Genomic DNA, 16,143 nt, shown 5'->3' on the forward strand with positions numbered 1-16,143 from the left:
CGGATGGCACGTTTCCACGACCTGAAAGTCACAGATATCCACAAAACCATTCGCGATGCGGTGGTGGTGACACTGGAACCTGTGAACGGCGCTGCAGATCAGTTCGATTTCACCGCCGGTCAATATCTGACATTTCGTCGCGAATTTGAGGGCGAAGAACTGCGCCGGTCCTACTCGATCTGCGCGGGCAAGGATGAAGGCGTGCTGCAGGTTGGCATCAAACGTGTTGAAGGCGGCGCCTTTTCCGGATGGGCGAATACTGAACTGAATGTCGGCGACATCGTCGAGGCCATGCCGCCGATGGGCAGCTTTCATACTCCGATAGATGCGGGTGCGGAAAAGCAATATCTGGGCTTTGCAGGGGGCTCGGGGATTACTCCGGTCCTGTCGATCCTCAAAACGACCCTCGCACAGGAACCGCAATCACGCTTTACCCTTATCTATGCCAATAAGGGCATCAACACGATCATGTTCCGCGAGGATCTCGAAGACCTCAAGAACCTCTATATGGGTCGCCTCAATGTGATCCACGTTCTTGAGACGGATTCACAAGAGATCGAGCTGTTCACTGGTTTGGTGACCCAGGAAAAATGCGCAGAGTTGTTCAAACATTGGGTCGATATCGACCATGTCGACACCGCATTTATCTGCGGCCCGGAACCGATGATGCTGGGCATTGCCGCCGCGCTGCGCGAGCACGGTCTGGATGACGGCCAGATCAAGTTCGAGCTGTTCGCCAGCGCTCAGCCCGGACGGGCCAGAGCCAAGCCGGTCTCGGCCGATGCAGCCGCGCAGGGCAATCAAAGCAGCGCGTCGATCACGCTGGACGGATCCACACAGACCGTGACCATACCCAAGGACCAGTCCATTCTTGAGGCCGCCCTGGCAAACGCCATGGATGCCCCGTTTGCCTGCAAGGCGGGTGTCTGTTCGACCTGCCGCTGCAAGGTGCTTGAGGGTGAGGTCGAGATGCTCGCCAATCACGCGCTGGAAGATTACGAAGTGGAAAAAGGCTATGTGCTAAGCTGCCAGGCCTATCCGGTAACAGACCGCGTGGTCGTCGATTACGACCGTTAGAAAGGGGGCAGATATGTCCGATTCAATGACACTCGACAGCTATCTGGCCGCAGGCGGTGTTCTGACCAACCCATCGAATGTGCCGCCTCGCTATCGGGCCGAGCTGATGAAGCTGATGGCGACTTTTGTCGACAGCGAACTGGCCGGGGCCGCCGGGTTTGCCGACATCATCAATCAAGGGCCGGGGATCAAGGAACGGATCGCCGCCGCAAAGATCGTGCTGGAAAAGTCAGACCACGCCTACCGCGTTCTTAACATCATGGGAGAGTTTGGCGCAGACACCGAACGTTATGCCAATCACCATCCTTGGACCATGCGCTTGTCGCGGGATGCGGATATCGGGGCCACCCGGTCCGAGCATGACATGCGTCTGGCGGTATTCAACTATCCGCTGTCCGGCTGGACAGACGCTGTGGTCATGAACCTGCTGATGAGCCGCGCGGTGGCCGAACAACTGGCCGAGTATTCCACCATCTCGTATCAGCCTCTGGCCGAAGCCTTCCGATCCATCGCCCCGGTCGAGGCGCATCATGGCGAGCTGGCGTTGGAAGGGGCGGTCAAACTGATCGAGAACGGCGTCGCGGAAGACATGCAGAACTCGGTCGCTTACTGGTGGCCTCGGGTTGCGGTGTCCTTCGGCGGCGATGACCCGAAACGGTTCGAGCTGTTGAAATCAATGGGCCTGCGTCGCAACACAAACAGCGCATTGCAGGACCGTTGGGGCCAGACAATGGCTGCAACTCTGGCAACGCTTGGCCTCAAATCGCCTGCTTGAACGAAAGCGCCCTAGGCGGACACCCTTCTCGCCCTATCCAAAGAGCCGTCCGAACTGAGGGTTGAGGTCCTCAATGCCGGCCAATCGAAGCATATGCCAGGCAAGCGCCTGATTACTGGAAATGACTGGAATCCCGATCTTTTCTTCTGCCTGAACAATGACGTCAAGGCATCGCAGGTTCGTGCAAGAGACAATGACAGCATCGCAGGGCGCTTGAGCCGCGACCTTTTCAATAGCGTCAAGGATCGACCCTTCTGTGATCCGCGCAACAACGCGATCATTTCCTTCCTCGAACGACCCGAATCCTGCGATTTCGAAACCGGCCTGTTCCAGCTTTGTGCGCATCCCAGCGGAAACTTCGGGAATATAGGGGGTGACGAAGCCCAATCGTCGGGCTCCTAAATGCTGACCGGCAGCGATGATTGCCGCCAACGGATCTGTCACACGTGCATCCGGGCAGACCGTCTTTATCACCTTGGCCACATTCTCGGACCCGATCACGGTCGAGGCCGAGGTACAGCCAAATCCGATTGCATCAAAGCTGAGCGATGGTGGCAAAAGCCGTGCCGTCGCAGGCAGGTCCTGTTCCATCCGCGCCAGTGTGTCGGGTCGGATTTCGGGCACCATCGGAATCCGGCTGTGATAGAGCGCGACACCAGCTAGGCGCATGATCCGAGAGAATTCGTTCTCTAACGTCTCGTCAGTCTCAAGAACAATCACACCTAGATTGGCGCGGGTGCCAATGCCTTCGTCTGTTTCGAAATCAAGCTTCATGATTGGCCTCAGATGATTGGTAGTTCGGGCGCGGCGCGTTTGGTCAAAAGCTCTGCCCCACTTGCACGTATGACGATGTTCTCTTCGTGCACCATGACCCGACCGTCGCCATAGCCAAGCGATGGTTCAAGGGTCAGTACCATATTTTCGGTGATCTCAGTTGTATCCCAACTGGTGTGCGAGGGCCATTCGGTCAGCTGCATGCCAAGCCCATGACCCAGCCTGCCGACGTCACCACCCTGATCGTCGAGCTCAGCGATCACCTTCTGCATCGCTTGAAACAATTCTCGGCAAGTCGCTCCGGGGCGAGCTGCGGCGATCCCGGCCTCAGTCGCGCGCCAAAGAACATCATATGCACGGCGTGAGGCGTCATCGGCGCGGCCAATGGCCCAATTACGATCGAAGTCGCAAAAATACCCGTCCCAGTTGGCCCCCGTGTCGAGCATCAGCACATCGCCGCGCGCTAGCGGGCGGCGCGACGGGGGCGAGATGACGTCGTGATAGCCACCCGTATCCGCACCGCCGACCAAATACGGAACATCATCGGCACCCTGCGCCAGCCCTTCGCGCCGAAAGGAGCGGAAAACATCCTCAAGCGGCTGCCCTTCGCGGGCGATTTCGGGCACCCGCTCAAATGTGCGCGACCCGGTGGCGCAGATATAGGTGAGTTTTTCGATCTCGGCATCGGATTTCACCATTCGCAAGCCTCGGACGATCTCGGTCGCGTCAGTGATCTTTAGCCCATTCAGGCCCGAGATCAGCCGCTCATAATCGCCAAGGGGCATCCGTAAATGGGTTTCGTGGCCCTTCATCAGGCCAACAGTCTCGCCGCGGCTGGCAAGCGGCGCCAGCAGTTCGGTCAACAGCCCGATACCGTCATCCTTTGGTGCAGGTGCGCCCCAGGTACGGATATCGGTGACCCAGGTTCGCCGCATAAGGTCTGCGCCGATCTCAGGGATGATTGCGATGGGCTTGCCGGTTGCCGGGATGAACAGGAACCATGGGCGGGTCGGGCTTTGCCAAAACAGTGTGTGGAACCCGCTGAAATAGCGCACATCCGGTTCAGTTGTCAGCAATATGCCCGCCATACCGGTTTCGGCCATCTTTGTCTGCGCCGCTGCGGTACGCGTTGCGAATTCTTGTTGGTCAAAACCACGTCGTGGGGCGTTCATGACTTTTGATCCTTTCGCAGGGGCAACCGGTCCTGAACCAATCGGACCCAGAATTCAGCTCCGATCGGCAGCAGTTCATCATTGAAATCATAGTCAGAAGCATGAAGCGGTTGGCCATGTGGCCCGGTCTCGCCATTGCCCAGCAAAAGGAAACATCCTGGCACGGCGGCCGAAAACTGGGCGAAATCCTCTGAAAAACTCATCGGCTGCCGATCCTTGATCAGGTCACAACCGGCGGCTTCGGCTGCGCGATATACCGCAAGGGCCGGGGTGGGGGCGTTGATGGTCTCGACGAACTGCGTATCAAAGCTGACCGATGCTTGAATGCCATGAGCTGCCGCAATCCCTTCGGTGATCTGGCGCATGAAACCTTCGATGGCGTTGCGGTCTTCGGGCGATCTGGCGCGAAAATCTCCTTTGAGAGTGGCGTTGCCCGGCAAGACGTTTCGCTGGCCGTCCGTCAGGAATTCGGTCACGGACACTACCGCGCCAGAGGCGGGCGCAAGCTTTCGTGCCACCACGGTCTGCAATGCCACCACAATCTCGGACCCTACGGTAATTGCATCAACGCCGGTTTGTGGCATCGAGGCATGACCGCCCTGGCCTTTAACCGTGATCTCGAACAGGGTTTCACTGTTACAGATAATACCGGCGCGGGTCGAAATCTGACCGGTTGGAGCGCCTGGCAAATTGTGGATTGCATAGATTTCTTCGACCGGAAATTGCTCTAGCACACCGTCGTCGATCATCGCGCGCGCGCCCAGGCCGTGCTCTTCGTTTGGCTGGAATAGAAAAACAACCGTACCGTCAAAGGTAGGATCTTTTGCCAGACGCTCTGCCGCCCCAAGCAGCATGGTTGTATGACCATCGTGGCCACAAGCATGCATCACACCGGGTGAGGTCGAGACATAGTCATGGGACGAGGTTTCGGTGATTGGAAGCGCATCCATGTCTGCACGCAGGCCAATGGCTTTGTTGCCACCGCCGGATCGAAGCACACCTACAACGCCTGCGCCTTCGTGCACTTCGATCCCAAGGGCGCACAGCCGTTCAGCGACAACCGACTTGGTCCGCGTCTCTTGAAAGCCCAGTTCCGGGTGCCTGTGCAAATCCCGCCGAAGCGCGATCATACGGTTTTCTAAATCGCTCATTTCTTCATCCGCGTGTGAGTTGCATCGGTTCTACAGGATAGGGCTGCGTGTTTCGCATCAAATTTCCGACCCTAAAGCAGAAAAAATTGCACAAAAGCGCCAAGTTCAGATCGGAAGTTCCAGACCAATCTTTGTACGGTCCATCGCGACGGATGTGCGAAATCTGCGGACATTCGAGTTATCGAAAAACAAGCGATGGGTCAGGTCCTCGAAATCCTCCATGTCCTGCGCGACGCAGATAAGAACAAAATCGGCATCACCGGTCACATAATAGCATTGCTGAACTTGCGGCTCGTTCCTGGCGCGTTTGCGGAACAGATCGAGTTGCTGAAGCGATTCCCGGTCAAGTTCTACCAGAACGATGAAGGTCATCTTATAGTCAAAGCGCGACGGGTTGAGCACCGCGACCTCTTTCAGGATCAGACCGGAATCTCGCAACCGCTTGAGCCGCCGCTGCACCGAGGGAACTGAAAGACTGCATTCTTGCGCCAGCTGTTCCAGCCCGATTCGACAATCCCTTTGCAGGGTTCTGAGGATTATCGTGTCTGCATCATCAAGTTGTTGGTTCATGAAAAATCCTCGCGATGGAAGAGGCGGGTTTGAAACATATTATCGAGATTAGGGTCAAATACGATAAATAGAAATAGGCCGGTCATGCACAATCTCTGCACATGGAAAAAGCGGATGAAAAATACATGACAGCGACCGACGACGTAAGCTTCGCCCCGGATTTCGTCCGTGCACAGGAGTTTTTTCAGGGGCAAGAGACCTATGCTGTATCGCCGCTGATTGAAATCACGGGGCCGGATGGTCAGAGCATTCTGGCCAAGAACGAGACAGAGCGTATGGGGCTTGGAGCCTTCAAAGCTTTGGGGGCACCCTATGCGGTTGCACGCCTTCTCGAGGATGCATGGCACGAGAATACCGGTGAAACGCTCTCCTTCACGCGGATGAAGGATGCCGATTTTCGAGAATTCGCATCTGGCCACACATTCGTCTGCGCAAGTGCAGGCAACCACGGAATGGGCGTTGCGGCTGGGGCGCGGGCGATGGGCGCAAAGGCGCGAATTTATCTGGCGCAGACCGTACCGCTAGGGTTCGGCGACCGTCTTAGAACCTTCGGTGCCGAGGTTGTCCGTTCGGGCGATGTTTATGACGAAAGCGTCGCCGCCGCTATTGCTGACGCCAAAACCACCGGTGCCACGCTTTTGGCCGACGGAACCTGGCCTGGTTACACCGAGATTCCGAAACTGGTGATGGAGGGCTATTGCGTCATCTCCGAAGAGTTGCGTCAGCAGTTTGAAGCCTCGGGGCAGTGGCCTACGCATGTCTATCTGCAGGCCGGTGTCGGTGGATTGGCCGCCGCAATGTCGCATATGATCCGTCTGAACTGGGCGGAACAGCCTGAACTGATTGTTGTCGAACCCGGCGCTGCGTCCTGTTTGCGGGCCAGTCACTTGGCCGGACGGGCCACCCGCAGCGATGGGCCGGATTCGAATATGGGTCGGCTTGACTGCAAGGCACCGTCGATCGTGGCCTGGGATGTGCTCGAGCGCTGCGGCGTGAGCTACGAAACCCTTTCCGAAGAAGAAGGCCAGGCAGCCGCAGAAGCTGTCACAGCACTTGGAATCGCGACCACGCCGTCAGGCGCGGCCGGTTACGGCGCCCTGTGCAAGAGAACCAACCAACAGGCGAGGACGCAGGAAATACGTCCTCTTGTCATCATCTCAGAAGGGCTCGCATGAGCGGGCAAGAAAGGACTAACAGAATGACATCCATCTTTAGCAAGCTGATTACCTCGGCGGTTTTCGCGGCAGGTCTGTCGACTGCTGCCTTTGCGGACACCTGGAAATTCGCCTCGGAAGAGGACAAAGGCGACGTACAGGATATCTTTGCACAGGCCTTCGCCGAAAGTGTCAAAGAGCAGTCCAATGGCGACATCAAAGTGCGCATCTACTACTATGGTCAGTTGGGTACCGAGAACGATATTGTCGAGCTGACATCTAAGGGTACGGTCCAGTTCGTATCTGTTGGCACCGGTCATCTTGGATCTTATGTGCCCGAGGCACAGGTTCTTGATCTGCCCTATGTTCTGGGCGGTGATATCGACGTGATCCGCGAGGTTCTGACCACCAGCCCGACCATCTATGAAGACCTCAGCGAGAAATTCGAGAAAGTGAACCTCAAGCTGCTCACTATGATCTCGGAAGGCGACATGGCCTGGGGTGCCAACAAGGCGATCCGCAGCCCCGCTGATTTCGAAGGTCAAAAGATCCGTACCTTCACCTCGACCATTCCGGTGGAAACCTTCAAGGCGTTTGGCGCCAACCCGACGCCTTTGTCCTGGGGCGAGGTCTATGGCGCGCTGCAGTTGAAGACCGTCGATGGCATGGTGAACCCGATCTATTTCATCTACAACGCCAAGTGGCATGAGGTTCAGGATTACCTGATCTTCCCGGGCCAGCTTCCTTACGTCGGCACCGTTTCCACCAACAGTGAATGGTTCAACGGTCTGCCCGCGGATCAGCAAGAGATGGTCAAGAACGCCATCGCCGAGGGCGAGCAGGCTGCGCATGATTATCAGATCAAGATCAATCTGGAAAACATGGACAAGATCAAGGCCGAGCGCCCCGATCTGCAGGTCATCGTCTTGACTGAGGACGAGCGCGCTGTCTTTGAAGCCCAAAGCGCCACATTGCATGAAACATTCTTCGATGTGGTCGAAAACGCCTATGACGACGCCGAGAAACCTGCGGCCCGCGCGCAAGCCCAGAAGATCCTCGACGGCCTGCTTAACGAGGTGAGCAATGCGTCGCAATAAAAGCTGACATCACTGAAAGGCGCGGCGTCTCATTCAGACGTCGCGTCTTTCATTTACGGAACGCTGACTGGCGGGCCGAGGGAGGGAAAATCATGAAAAGCGCATTGGTCGCCCTGAGTAGGGGCACCGAGTTCATCGAGAAATTCGTTATCATTCTGGCCATATTGTTGATGATGGTGAATTCGACCGCTAACGCCATTGGCCGCTACGCCTTTGGCAAAAGCCTGTTCTTCTCGGAAGAGCTGAACCAGTTTCTGATTGTCAGCGTGACCTTTTTTGGATTTGCCTATGCGGTTCGGAAAGGTCGGAACATTCGGATGACGGCGGTTTATGACACGCTGTCCCGCCGGTCCAAGAAAGTGATCCTGACGCTGATTTCGATCACGACCAGCATGCTGCTGGCCTTTTTGGCCTATAAGTCCGTGTTCTACGTGCTTGAGATCAAAGAGCTGAACCGTCTGAGCCCGGCGCTGCAGTTTCCGGTCTATATCATCTACTCGGTGATCCCGGTCGGCCTGTTTATGGCCAGCCTGCAATATCTGATCGCATTCATCATGAATGTCACTCATGTCGGCATCTGGCACTCGTACGAGGTCGAGGACAATGACGCAGTGGATGTAGGAGTCTGAGATGCCCGGATTCCTTGATTTCTTTGGCGATGTCATAGCTGGTGAGCTGGATATCTATGTCATCACCTTTGCTCTGGTCGTGGCGATGGTGGTTCTGCTGTTCCTCAGCTACCCGATGGTTGTTCCGCTAGCGGTTGCCACGCTGATTGGCCTTGTTCATTTCTCGCAAAGCGATACTGGCGTCATCATCCAGCAGATGGTCACCGGCATTTCGCCAAACGCGCTGATCGCTGTGCCGATGTTCATATTCGCCGCCGATATCATGGCGAGAGGTCATACGGCCAACAATCTGCTGGGGCTGATCGAAGCCTTTGTCGGTCACCGCCGGGCCGGATTGCCGATCACGGCCTGCATCAGTTGCACATTGTTCGGCTCGGTTTCGGGTTCGACTCAGGCGACCGTGGTTTCGATTGGTCAGATCATGCGGCCAAAGCTGTTGAAGGCCGGTTACAAGGACAGTTTTGTTATGGCGTTGATCATCAACGCAAGCGACATCGCCTTCCTTATCCCTCCAAGCATTGGGATGATCCTGTACGGAACACTAGCCAATACCAGCGTGGGCGAGCTGTTCATTGCAGGAATTGGTCCGGGCGTTGTTCTGGCGCTGATGTTTTCGGTCTATTGCTATTTCTACAGCGTCCTGCAGGGCGATCTGATCGCGCGGGTGCCAAAGAAATCCGGGGCCGAGCGGCGCGCAGCGTTTCGCAAGGCCATACTGCCGCTTGGTTTCCCGGTCCTGATCGTCGGCGGTATCTACACCGGCGCAGTGACCCCGACCGAAGCAGCCTCGTTTTCGGTGCTTTATGCGCTGATCGTCGAATGCGTGATTTATCGGGAACTGAAACTCAACGACGTTTTGGATTCCGCTCTCAGCACAGGATTGATTACGGCGGTTGTGTTCATCCTTGTCGGGATCGGTCAGGCGTTCTCCTGGTATATTTCCTTCGAACAGATCCCACAGGGCTTGTTAGAGCCGCTGAACCTGGAAGGCGCGTCGCAGGAATACATCCTGTTCATCATCGCGCTGTGCTTCTTCGTGGGATGTATGTTCGTCGACTCGCTGGTCGTGCTTGTCATCCTTACGCCAATCTTCGTTCCGATCGTGGATGCCTCGGGGATTGATCCGGTTCTTGTCGGGGTTATGGTGACGCTGCAGATGGCCATCGGATCAGCAACACCGCCGTTTGGCTGCGATATCTTCACCGCAATCGCGATTTTCAACAGACCTTATCTTGAGGTGATCCGGGGCACTTTGCCGTTCTTCGCGATCCTGGCGCTGATGACGGCTATGCTGATCTACTTCCCGGGTATCGCGTTGTTCCTCAGGGATCTGGCGGCGTTTTGACAAAATGAATGACGGATGGCCGGTTGTTTTGAATCGGCCATCCAAACTTGATCCGAAGATCAGCGCCCAATACCGACGTAACTATCGAAGCCGGATTTCTTGACGGCGGGTTCGGAATAGATATTGCGCAGATCGACCATTCGGGGGGATTTCATCGTGCCAGCTAGGTCGCTCAGATTGAGCGCACGGAACTCGTTCCATTCGGTCAACAGCACAACGACATCCGCATCTGCAGCAGCAGCATAGGGGTCTTCGCACCATTCGACGCCGGGCAGCAGGGCCTCACCTTCGGAACGCCCCTGAGGGTCGACAACCCGCACCGTTGCCCCACCACCGATCAGTGCAGGCACGATAGTTAACGAGGGCGCATCACGCATATCGTCGGTATTGGGTTTGAAGGTCACGCCCAGAACAGCGATCGTTTTTCCATTGAAACTGTCGTCGCAGACATCTCGGATTTTCTGGATCATCCGTTTCTTGACCTCGTCATTCACCCGGATGACGGTTTCGGTGATCTGCATCGGGTAGGCATGTTCCTGACCGATCCGGGCCAGAGCGGCGGTGTCTTTTGGAAAGCACGATCCGCCATATCCCGGACCTGCATGTAGGAATTTATTGCCAATGCGCCCATCCAGACCGATGCCTCGGGCGACCTCTTTCACGTCGCCGCCAACACGTTCGCACAGGCCTGCGATCTCATTTATAAAGGTGATCTTGGTCGCAAGAAACGCGTTAGCGGCGTATTTGATCATCTCTGCGCTTTCCAGATCGGTGGTCAGGATCGGGAAGTCCCGCAGGTAAAGCGGGCGGTATATTTCCGCCATGACATCGGCGGCGCGGTCTGATTCAACGCCGACAACCACACGATCCGGGCGCATGAAATCATCAATGGCGGCCCCTTCGCGCAGGAATTCAGGGTTCGAGGCGACGTCGAATTCGGCCTTCGGGTTGGCGGCAGAAATGACCTGATGCACCTTGCGATTGGTGCCAACTGGAACGGTCGATTTGGTTACCACCACAGTGTAGCCCGTAATCGCATGCGCAATTTCTTCTGCGGCGGCCATCACATAAGTTAGATCGGCGTGACCGTCCCCGCGACGTGTGGGCGTGCCCACGGCAATAAAAACAGCATCCGCACCATCCACTGCTGCGGCCAGGTCCGTGGAAAAGCTGAGCCGACCAGCGGCTACGTTTTTGGCCATCAGGACGTCAAGCCCTGGCTCATATATTGGGACTTCGCCAGCCTGCAGCATCTCAATTTTCTGTTCGGCCTTGTCGACGCAAATAACATCATGGCCGAAATCTGAAAAACATACCCCGGACACCAAACCTACATAGCCGGTTCCGATCATCGCAATACGCATACTAAAATACCCTTCTTAACAAATACCGCCTTTGGCGCGCACACATTCGAAGAAAGTTCCGCCGGTTTCAATGCCTGTCAGCGTGCTTGGGTTGCATTCCGGGGATTCTTGCTGTTTTTGGGTCGGCAATCATACACATTTGTTTTCGTAGGGCGGAACTATGACAAAAACGGCATTAATCACCGGGATTACCGGACAAGACGGATCGTATCTGGCCGAGTTTTTGTTGGAAAAAGGTTATGAAGTTCACGGTATTAAGCGCCGCGCGTCCTCATTCAACACGCAACGCATCGACCACATCTATCAAGACCCACACGTTCCCAATCCCAAACTGCACCTGCACTATGGTGATCTGAGCGATACGTCTAACCTGACGCGAATCATTCGCGAAGTACAACCGGACGAGGTCTATAACCTTGGCGCACAGTCCCATGTGGCCGTCAGTTTTGAATCCCCGGAATACACTGCGGATGTGGATGCCATTGGTACTTTGCGTTTGCTGGAAGCGATACGTTTTCTCGGGCTCGAGAAAAAGACACGCTTCTATCAGGCCTCGACCTCGGAACTCTACGGTCTGGTGCAAGAGACCCCGCAACGCGAAACCACCCCGTTCCACCCACGGTCACCTTATGCGGTTGCCAAACTTTATTCTTACTGGATCACGGTCAATTACCGTGAGGCCTATGGCATGTATGCCTGTAACGGGATCCTGTTTAACCACGAAAGCCCGCGCCGGGGCGAAACTTTTGTTACCCGCAAGATCACACGCGGTTTGGCAAATATTGCGCAAGGATTGGAAAGTTGCCTGTACATGGGCAATATCGACAGTCTGCGGGATTGGGGTCACGCGAAGGACTATGTGCGGATGCAATGGCTGATGCTGCAGCAGGACAATCCTGAGGATTTCGTGATTGCGACCGGGGTTCAGTATTCGGTACGTCAGTTCATTGAATGGTCGGCAGCCGAGCTTGGCGTTTCACTGGAATTCACCGGGTCAGGGGTTGACGAAACCGCGACTGTTGTCTCGATCGAGGGGGACAAAGCCCCGGGATTGAAACCCGGTGACGTCGTAATGCGGATAGACCCACAATATTTTCGCCCGGCCGAGGTCGAAACCCTTCTGGGCGATCCCTCAAACGCCAAGAACAAACTGGGTTGGGTACCAGAACTGACCGTGCAGGAAATGTGTGCTGAGATGGTGACCGAAGACCTGAAGACGGCCAAACGTCACGCGCTTTTGAAGGAGCACGGGTTTGAGCTGCCAATGAGCCTGGAAAACGGCTGAGGAGGCCCTCATGCGTAAGATCTATGTTGCCGGGCATCGTGGTATGGTTGGCGGTGCAATCCTGCGCCGTTTGCAAAACCGCAAGGACGAAGGCGAAGCGCTGGAGTTGATCACGCGCAGGCATTCCGAACTGGATCTGACCGACCAATCCGCCGTGCGTGATTTTATGCAGACTGAGCGTCCGGATATGGTGATCCTAGCCGCGGCCAAGGTCGGTGGGATTCACGCAAATAACACGTACCCCGCAGATTTCATTTACGAAAACCTGATGATTGAATGCAATGTGATCCATCAGGCTTTTGCAGCGGGGGTAAAGCATTTGCTACAGCTGGGCAGCTCGTGCATTTACCCACGGGCTGTGCCTCAGCCCATGCGTGAAGACGCTTTGCTGACCGGCGTGCTGGAATCCACCAACGAACCCTATGCGGTTGCGAAAATCGCCGGGATCAAGCTGTGTGAAAGCTATAATCGCCAACATGGCGTCGATTACCGGTCGGTTATGCCAACCAATCTTTACGGACCCGGAGACAATTTTCACCCCGAAAACAGCCATGTCCTGCCGGCCCTGATCCGCAGATTCCACGAGGCACAGCGCGACGGGCTGGAAGAGGTGGTGATCTGGGGCACAGGAAAACCGCGACGCGAGTTTTTGCATGTCGATGATATGGCCGAGGCGTCCTTGTTTGTGCTCGACTTACCGCGCGATATCTACGACGCGAATACCCAGCCGATGCTGAGCCATATCAATGTGGGATGCGGCGAAGATATCTCAATCGCTGAGCTGGCGGCCCTGGTGGCCGGAACAACCGGATTCACGGGTAAGATCACTCAGGATGTCAGCAAGCCTGACGGGACACTGCGCAAGTTGATGGATGTGTCCCGACTGGCAGATATGGGGTGGCGCGCACGCGTTGGACTCGAAGATGGTATCCGCGAGACCTATGCGTGGTTTCTGGAGCAGGCAGACACCGATTTGCGCGCCAAATGACCGCCTGGGCATAGCTCCGGACGGTCTAAAGCTCAGAACCAGCGACCGGTTGCGATTACCGTTGGGGACAGGCTGCTTGTGTCCGAGGATGCCGATAGAACCTTAAAGGGCACTTGTGTTTCAGTGGCCGCGCCCAAACCTATAAACCGGCTTGTCGCGCCGCCACTGCCACCGACCGAGGGTGAGGTTCCGGACGCAAAGGCTGCGGGAAAGCTCCAGGTGGTCTCGGCGCTGGAATACAGCGATCCTTCGGCGTTCACGCAATCGGTGGCCGTCAGAACGCCCGTGCAGATTTGTGTACCATCCGCAAACCGGACGTATTCGCCATTGGCGGTTGATCCGCGTTCGACGACCGCGCCGGTTGGCACCCCGGCGGTTTCTGACACAGAGCCCAGCAGGTTTCCGGGGCAGTAGCCATAGTCGGCCCGCATCAGACGACCTGCGGTGATGTCTTCGGCATCGTTTTGAATGGCAGAGCCTGAGGCTATTCCGGTGGCGGGGTCAAAGCTCAGCGCCTCGGTCCAGGATCCGCCATCAGCCGAGACTTTGATGGAAAAACCGGTATTGCCAGACAATCCCATTTCCGCATGGCCAACCCAGTTTGACTGGAACAAAAGCGAGGCGGTATCCCCGGCCGCTGCCTTGTTGATCTTCAACTGGTGACCCGCCCCGTCATGGCTGAGCAACGTCGCAGGCGACCGGATCGAAAGCCGATTGGTGCTGTCATACCCTGTTGCGATACCGACACCGTCCAGGTTCTGGGTTGCGACCTGAGGCTCGGACCAGTCTGCGCCATCCCAGATCTTCAACCGGTTGGCCTGTTCATCCCAGGCCCGCCAGCCGATTCCCGGGGTCACAAAATGCCAAGCGTCATCCAACCAGGCCGCAAGGGCGCCCGGCTGCGCGGCCCAATCCCCGGTAGGGTTGGCGCCAAGCGCGTGAATCTCGCCCTGTTCCGGCACCGCAGGCGGGACCGAGGCGTTTGTCGACGCTACGCTCAGCTGGACAATCAGGTCCAGAGCACGCAGCGCCTCGTTATGGGTGACGTGTTTCTGGGCCTGCGAAGGTTGCAGGAAAGGTAAATCCAATCTGGGTGAGTTTTGTGACACGGGCGGCGTCCTCCTGTAGCTGTCGGTCCGACTATTGCATTGCGCGCCACATTGCCGTGCCCAGGATGAATCCGGTCTGATCTGACCGAACGTTCGAATAATCATTTGCTAACGTTTGGAGGATTCCATGGGGCGTAGCCAAAGGTCAGGATTCAACGAAAAAGGGCAGCCGAAGCTGCCCTTAAGTTTACCAATCACCGTGAAGGGTTAGCTGCGGGCGTACACATCCTCGTACCGGATGATGTCGTCCTCACCCAGATAAGACCCGGTCTGGACCTCGATCAGAACCATCGGCACCTTGCCCGGATTCTCCATCCGATGAACGGCACCGAGCGGGATGTAGACAGACTGGTTTTCAGAGATCAGGCGCACATCTTCGTCGATCGTAACTTTTGCCGTGCCCTGTACAACGATCCAGTGTTCAGACCGGTGGTGATGGGATTGCAGGCTTAGTGAGGCGCCGGGGTGAACGTGTATGCGTTTGACCTGGAACCGATCCCCGATGACCAGGCTTTCGAACCAGCCCCAAGGGCGATGATCGACCGGCAGCGATTCCGCTTGTTTGGCGCCTTTGGCCTTCAGGGCCGCAACCGCCTGTTTGACGTCCTGAGCCTTGTCCATGCTGGCCACCAAAACCGCATCGGGCATGGCGACCGCAATCATGTTTTCCAGACCCATCGCAACAACTTCTTGCGTGGGGGTTTCTGAACGCACCAATACGTTCCGGCAGTCAATGGTGGTAACCTGGCCCGTGGTGGCAACCCCATCGGCGTCTGGATTGCTCAGCTCTTGAACTGCCGACCAGCTGCCGACATCCGACCAGCCCGACGCATAGGGCACGACGCTCAGATTGCGGGCTTTCTCCATGACCGCATAGTCGATCGAGATATCCTCGACAGCGCCCCAGGCTTGGGGGTCGAGGCGCAGAAACCCGAGGTCGGTCTTTGCCTCACGGACGGCCTTGCCGACCGGATCCAGCAGTGCGGGCGCATGTTCTTTGAATGCAGCGATTATGTCTTTGACCGCGAACAGAAATATCCCCGAATTCCAAAGATAGCTGCCATCGGCGATCATGGCTTGGGCATTCGGCAGATCAGGCTTTTCGACAAAACGGTCCAGCGCAATGGCGGTGTTGCCCGTATCTGGGGCATGGCTGAGCTTGAGATATCCATAGCCGGTTTCCGGCCGGTCCGGAGTGATCCCGAAAGTGACGAGATCCCCACGATCCGAAATCGCGCGCGCGCCTTCGGTAACTGCCTGATGAAACGCAGCTTTGTCCGGGATGACATGGTCCGATGGGGCGACAAGCATGATCGCATCCGGGTTGCTGGCGGCCAGATACAACGCGGCGGCCAGAACCGCCGGTGCTGTGTTGCGCCCTTCGGGTTCGATCAGAATGGGGCCAGGATCTATGCCAATCGCGCCCAGTTGTTCCGGAACCACAAAACGGAATGCATCATTGGTAAGGATCAGCGGCTTGGCATAAGGCGCGTCCTTGGGTCCCTGCATTCGTTCAGCACAATCCTGAAGCAGGCTTGAATCACCGATCAGAGGGACGAACTGCTTGGGGTAACTTTTGCGCGACAGGGGCCACAGTCGGGTGCCGGACCCTCCGCAGAGTATGATGGGATGGATGGTGGTCATTGCGGCTTG

General features: G+C 56.5%; 15 protein-coding genes. 8 read left to right on the forward strand and 7 right to left on the reverse strand.

What is annotated here, in order from left to right:
* The first annotated feature begins 3 nt into the window (after positions 1-3).
* Positions 4-1,077, forward strand: a complete 1,074-nt coding sequence (locus tag AC2FLE_RS16175; protein ID WP_496698314.1) for a 2Fe-2S iron-sulfur cluster-binding protein — start codon at positions 4-6, stop codon at positions 1,075-1,077.
* A gap of 13 nt (positions 1,078-1,090) precedes the next feature.
* Positions 1,091-1,852: a Phenylacetic acid catabolic protein gene (locus tag AC2FLE_RS16180; RefSeq protein ID WP_496698316.1), complete on the forward strand. Its 762-nt coding sequence runs from the start codon at positions 1,091-1,093 to the stop codon at positions 1,850-1,852.
* A 33-nt stretch (positions 1,853-1,885) separates the two neighbouring features.
* Here the strand turns inward: AC2FLE_RS16180 and AC2FLE_RS16185 are convergent, their stop codons facing one another.
* The 4 genes from AC2FLE_RS16185 to AC2FLE_RS16200 form a co-directional block, all read right to left on the reverse strand.
* Positions 1,886-2,626: a maleate cis-trans isomerase family protein gene (locus AC2FLE_RS16185; protein WP_271949047.1), complete on the reverse strand. Its 741-nt coding sequence runs from the start codon at positions 2,624-2,626 to the stop codon at positions 1,886-1,888.
* 8 nt (positions 2,627-2,634) lie between these two features.
* Positions 2,635-3,798, reverse strand: a complete 1,164-nt coding sequence (locus AC2FLE_RS16190; protein ID WP_496698318.1) for a M24 family metallopeptidase — start codon at positions 3,796-3,798, stop codon at positions 2,635-2,637.
* On the reverse strand, positions 3,795-4,949 hold the full coding sequence (locus AC2FLE_RS16195; RefSeq protein WP_271949043.1) for an amidohydrolase: 1,155 nt from the start codon (positions 4,947-4,949) through the stop codon (positions 3,795-3,797). The genes AC2FLE_RS16190 and AC2FLE_RS16195 overlap by 4 nt, the downstream gene beginning before the upstream one ends.
* A gap of 105 nt (positions 4,950-5,054) precedes the next feature.
* Positions 5,055-5,519: an Lrp/AsnC family transcriptional regulator gene (locus AC2FLE_RS16200; protein ID WP_271949042.1), complete on the reverse strand. Its 465-nt coding sequence runs from the start codon at positions 5,517-5,519 to the stop codon at positions 5,055-5,057.
* Between the two features lie 125 nt (positions 5,520-5,644).
* Here AC2FLE_RS16200 and AC2FLE_RS16205 point away from each other — a divergent pair, with 125 nt between their 5' ends.
* The 4 genes from AC2FLE_RS16205 to AC2FLE_RS16220 all read left to right on the forward strand — a co-directional run bounded on the left by AC2FLE_RS16205 (position 5,645) and on the right by AC2FLE_RS16220 (position 9,744).
* Positions 5,645-6,694 carry a pyridoxal-phosphate dependent enzyme gene (locus AC2FLE_RS16205; RefSeq protein WP_496698321.1) on the forward strand — a complete coding sequence of 350 codons (1,050 nt, stop codon included), beginning with the start codon at positions 5,645-5,647 and terminating at the stop codon, positions 6,692-6,694.
* Positions 6,695-6,717: 23 nt separating this feature from the next.
* Positions 6,718-7,770 carry a TRAP transporter substrate-binding protein gene (locus AC2FLE_RS16210; RefSeq protein ID WP_496698322.1) on the forward strand — a complete coding sequence of 351 codons (1,053 nt, stop codon included), beginning with the start codon at positions 6,718-6,720 and terminating at the stop codon, positions 7,768-7,770.
* Between the two features lie 92 nt (positions 7,771-7,862).
* Positions 7,863-8,399: a TRAP transporter small permease gene (locus AC2FLE_RS16215; RefSeq protein ID WP_271949035.1), complete on the forward strand. Its 537-nt coding sequence runs from the start codon at positions 7,863-7,865 to the stop codon at positions 8,397-8,399.
* Between the two features lie 61 nt (positions 8,400-8,460).
* Positions 8,461-9,744 carry a TRAP transporter large permease gene (locus tag AC2FLE_RS16220; RefSeq protein ID WP_416383921.1) on the forward strand — a complete coding sequence of 428 codons (1,284 nt, stop codon included), beginning with the start codon at positions 8,461-8,463 and terminating at the stop codon, positions 9,742-9,744.
* Positions 9,745-9,803: 59 nt separating this feature from the next.
* Here AC2FLE_RS16220 and AC2FLE_RS16225 read toward each other — a convergent pair whose 3' ends face one another.
* Positions 9,804-11,108: a UDP-glucose dehydrogenase family protein gene (locus tag AC2FLE_RS16225; RefSeq protein WP_496698325.1), complete on the reverse strand. Its 1,305-nt coding sequence runs from the start codon at positions 11,106-11,108 to the stop codon at positions 9,804-9,806.
* Positions 11,109-11,268: 160 nt separating this feature from the next.
* Between AC2FLE_RS16225 and gmd the strand changes: the two genes are divergently transcribed.
* Together gmd and fcl are read left to right on the forward strand one after the other, a co-directional pair.
* Positions 11,269-12,393, forward strand: a complete 1,125-nt coding sequence (gmd, locus tag AC2FLE_RS16230) for a GDP-mannose 4,6-dehydratase (protein ID WP_142639846.1) — start codon at positions 11,269-11,271, stop codon at positions 12,391-12,393.
* Between the two features lie 10 nt (positions 12,394-12,403).
* Positions 12,404-13,381 carry a GDP-L-fucose synthase gene (gene fcl, locus AC2FLE_RS16235; RefSeq protein ID WP_496698327.1) on the forward strand — a complete coding sequence of 326 codons (978 nt, stop codon included), beginning with the start codon at positions 12,404-12,406 and terminating at the stop codon, positions 13,379-13,381.
* A 32-nt stretch (positions 13,382-13,413) separates the two neighbouring features.
* Here the strand turns inward: fcl and AC2FLE_RS16240 are convergent, their stop codons facing one another.
* Entirely contained in the window at positions 13,414-14,490 is a 1,077-nt protein-coding gene (locus tag AC2FLE_RS16240; RefSeq protein WP_496698329.1) for a DUF2793 domain-containing protein, read from the reverse strand.
* A gap of 207 nt (positions 14,491-14,697) precedes the next feature.
* On the reverse strand, positions 14,698-16,134 hold the full coding sequence (locus tag AC2FLE_RS16245) for a mannose-1-phosphate guanylyltransferase/mannose-6-phosphate isomerase (RefSeq protein ID WP_496698331.1): 1,437 nt from the start codon (positions 16,132-16,134) through the stop codon (positions 14,698-14,700).
* Positions 16,135-16,143: the final 9 nt, after the last annotated feature.

The organism is Ruegeria sp. CDSA077 (assembly GCF_059612265.1).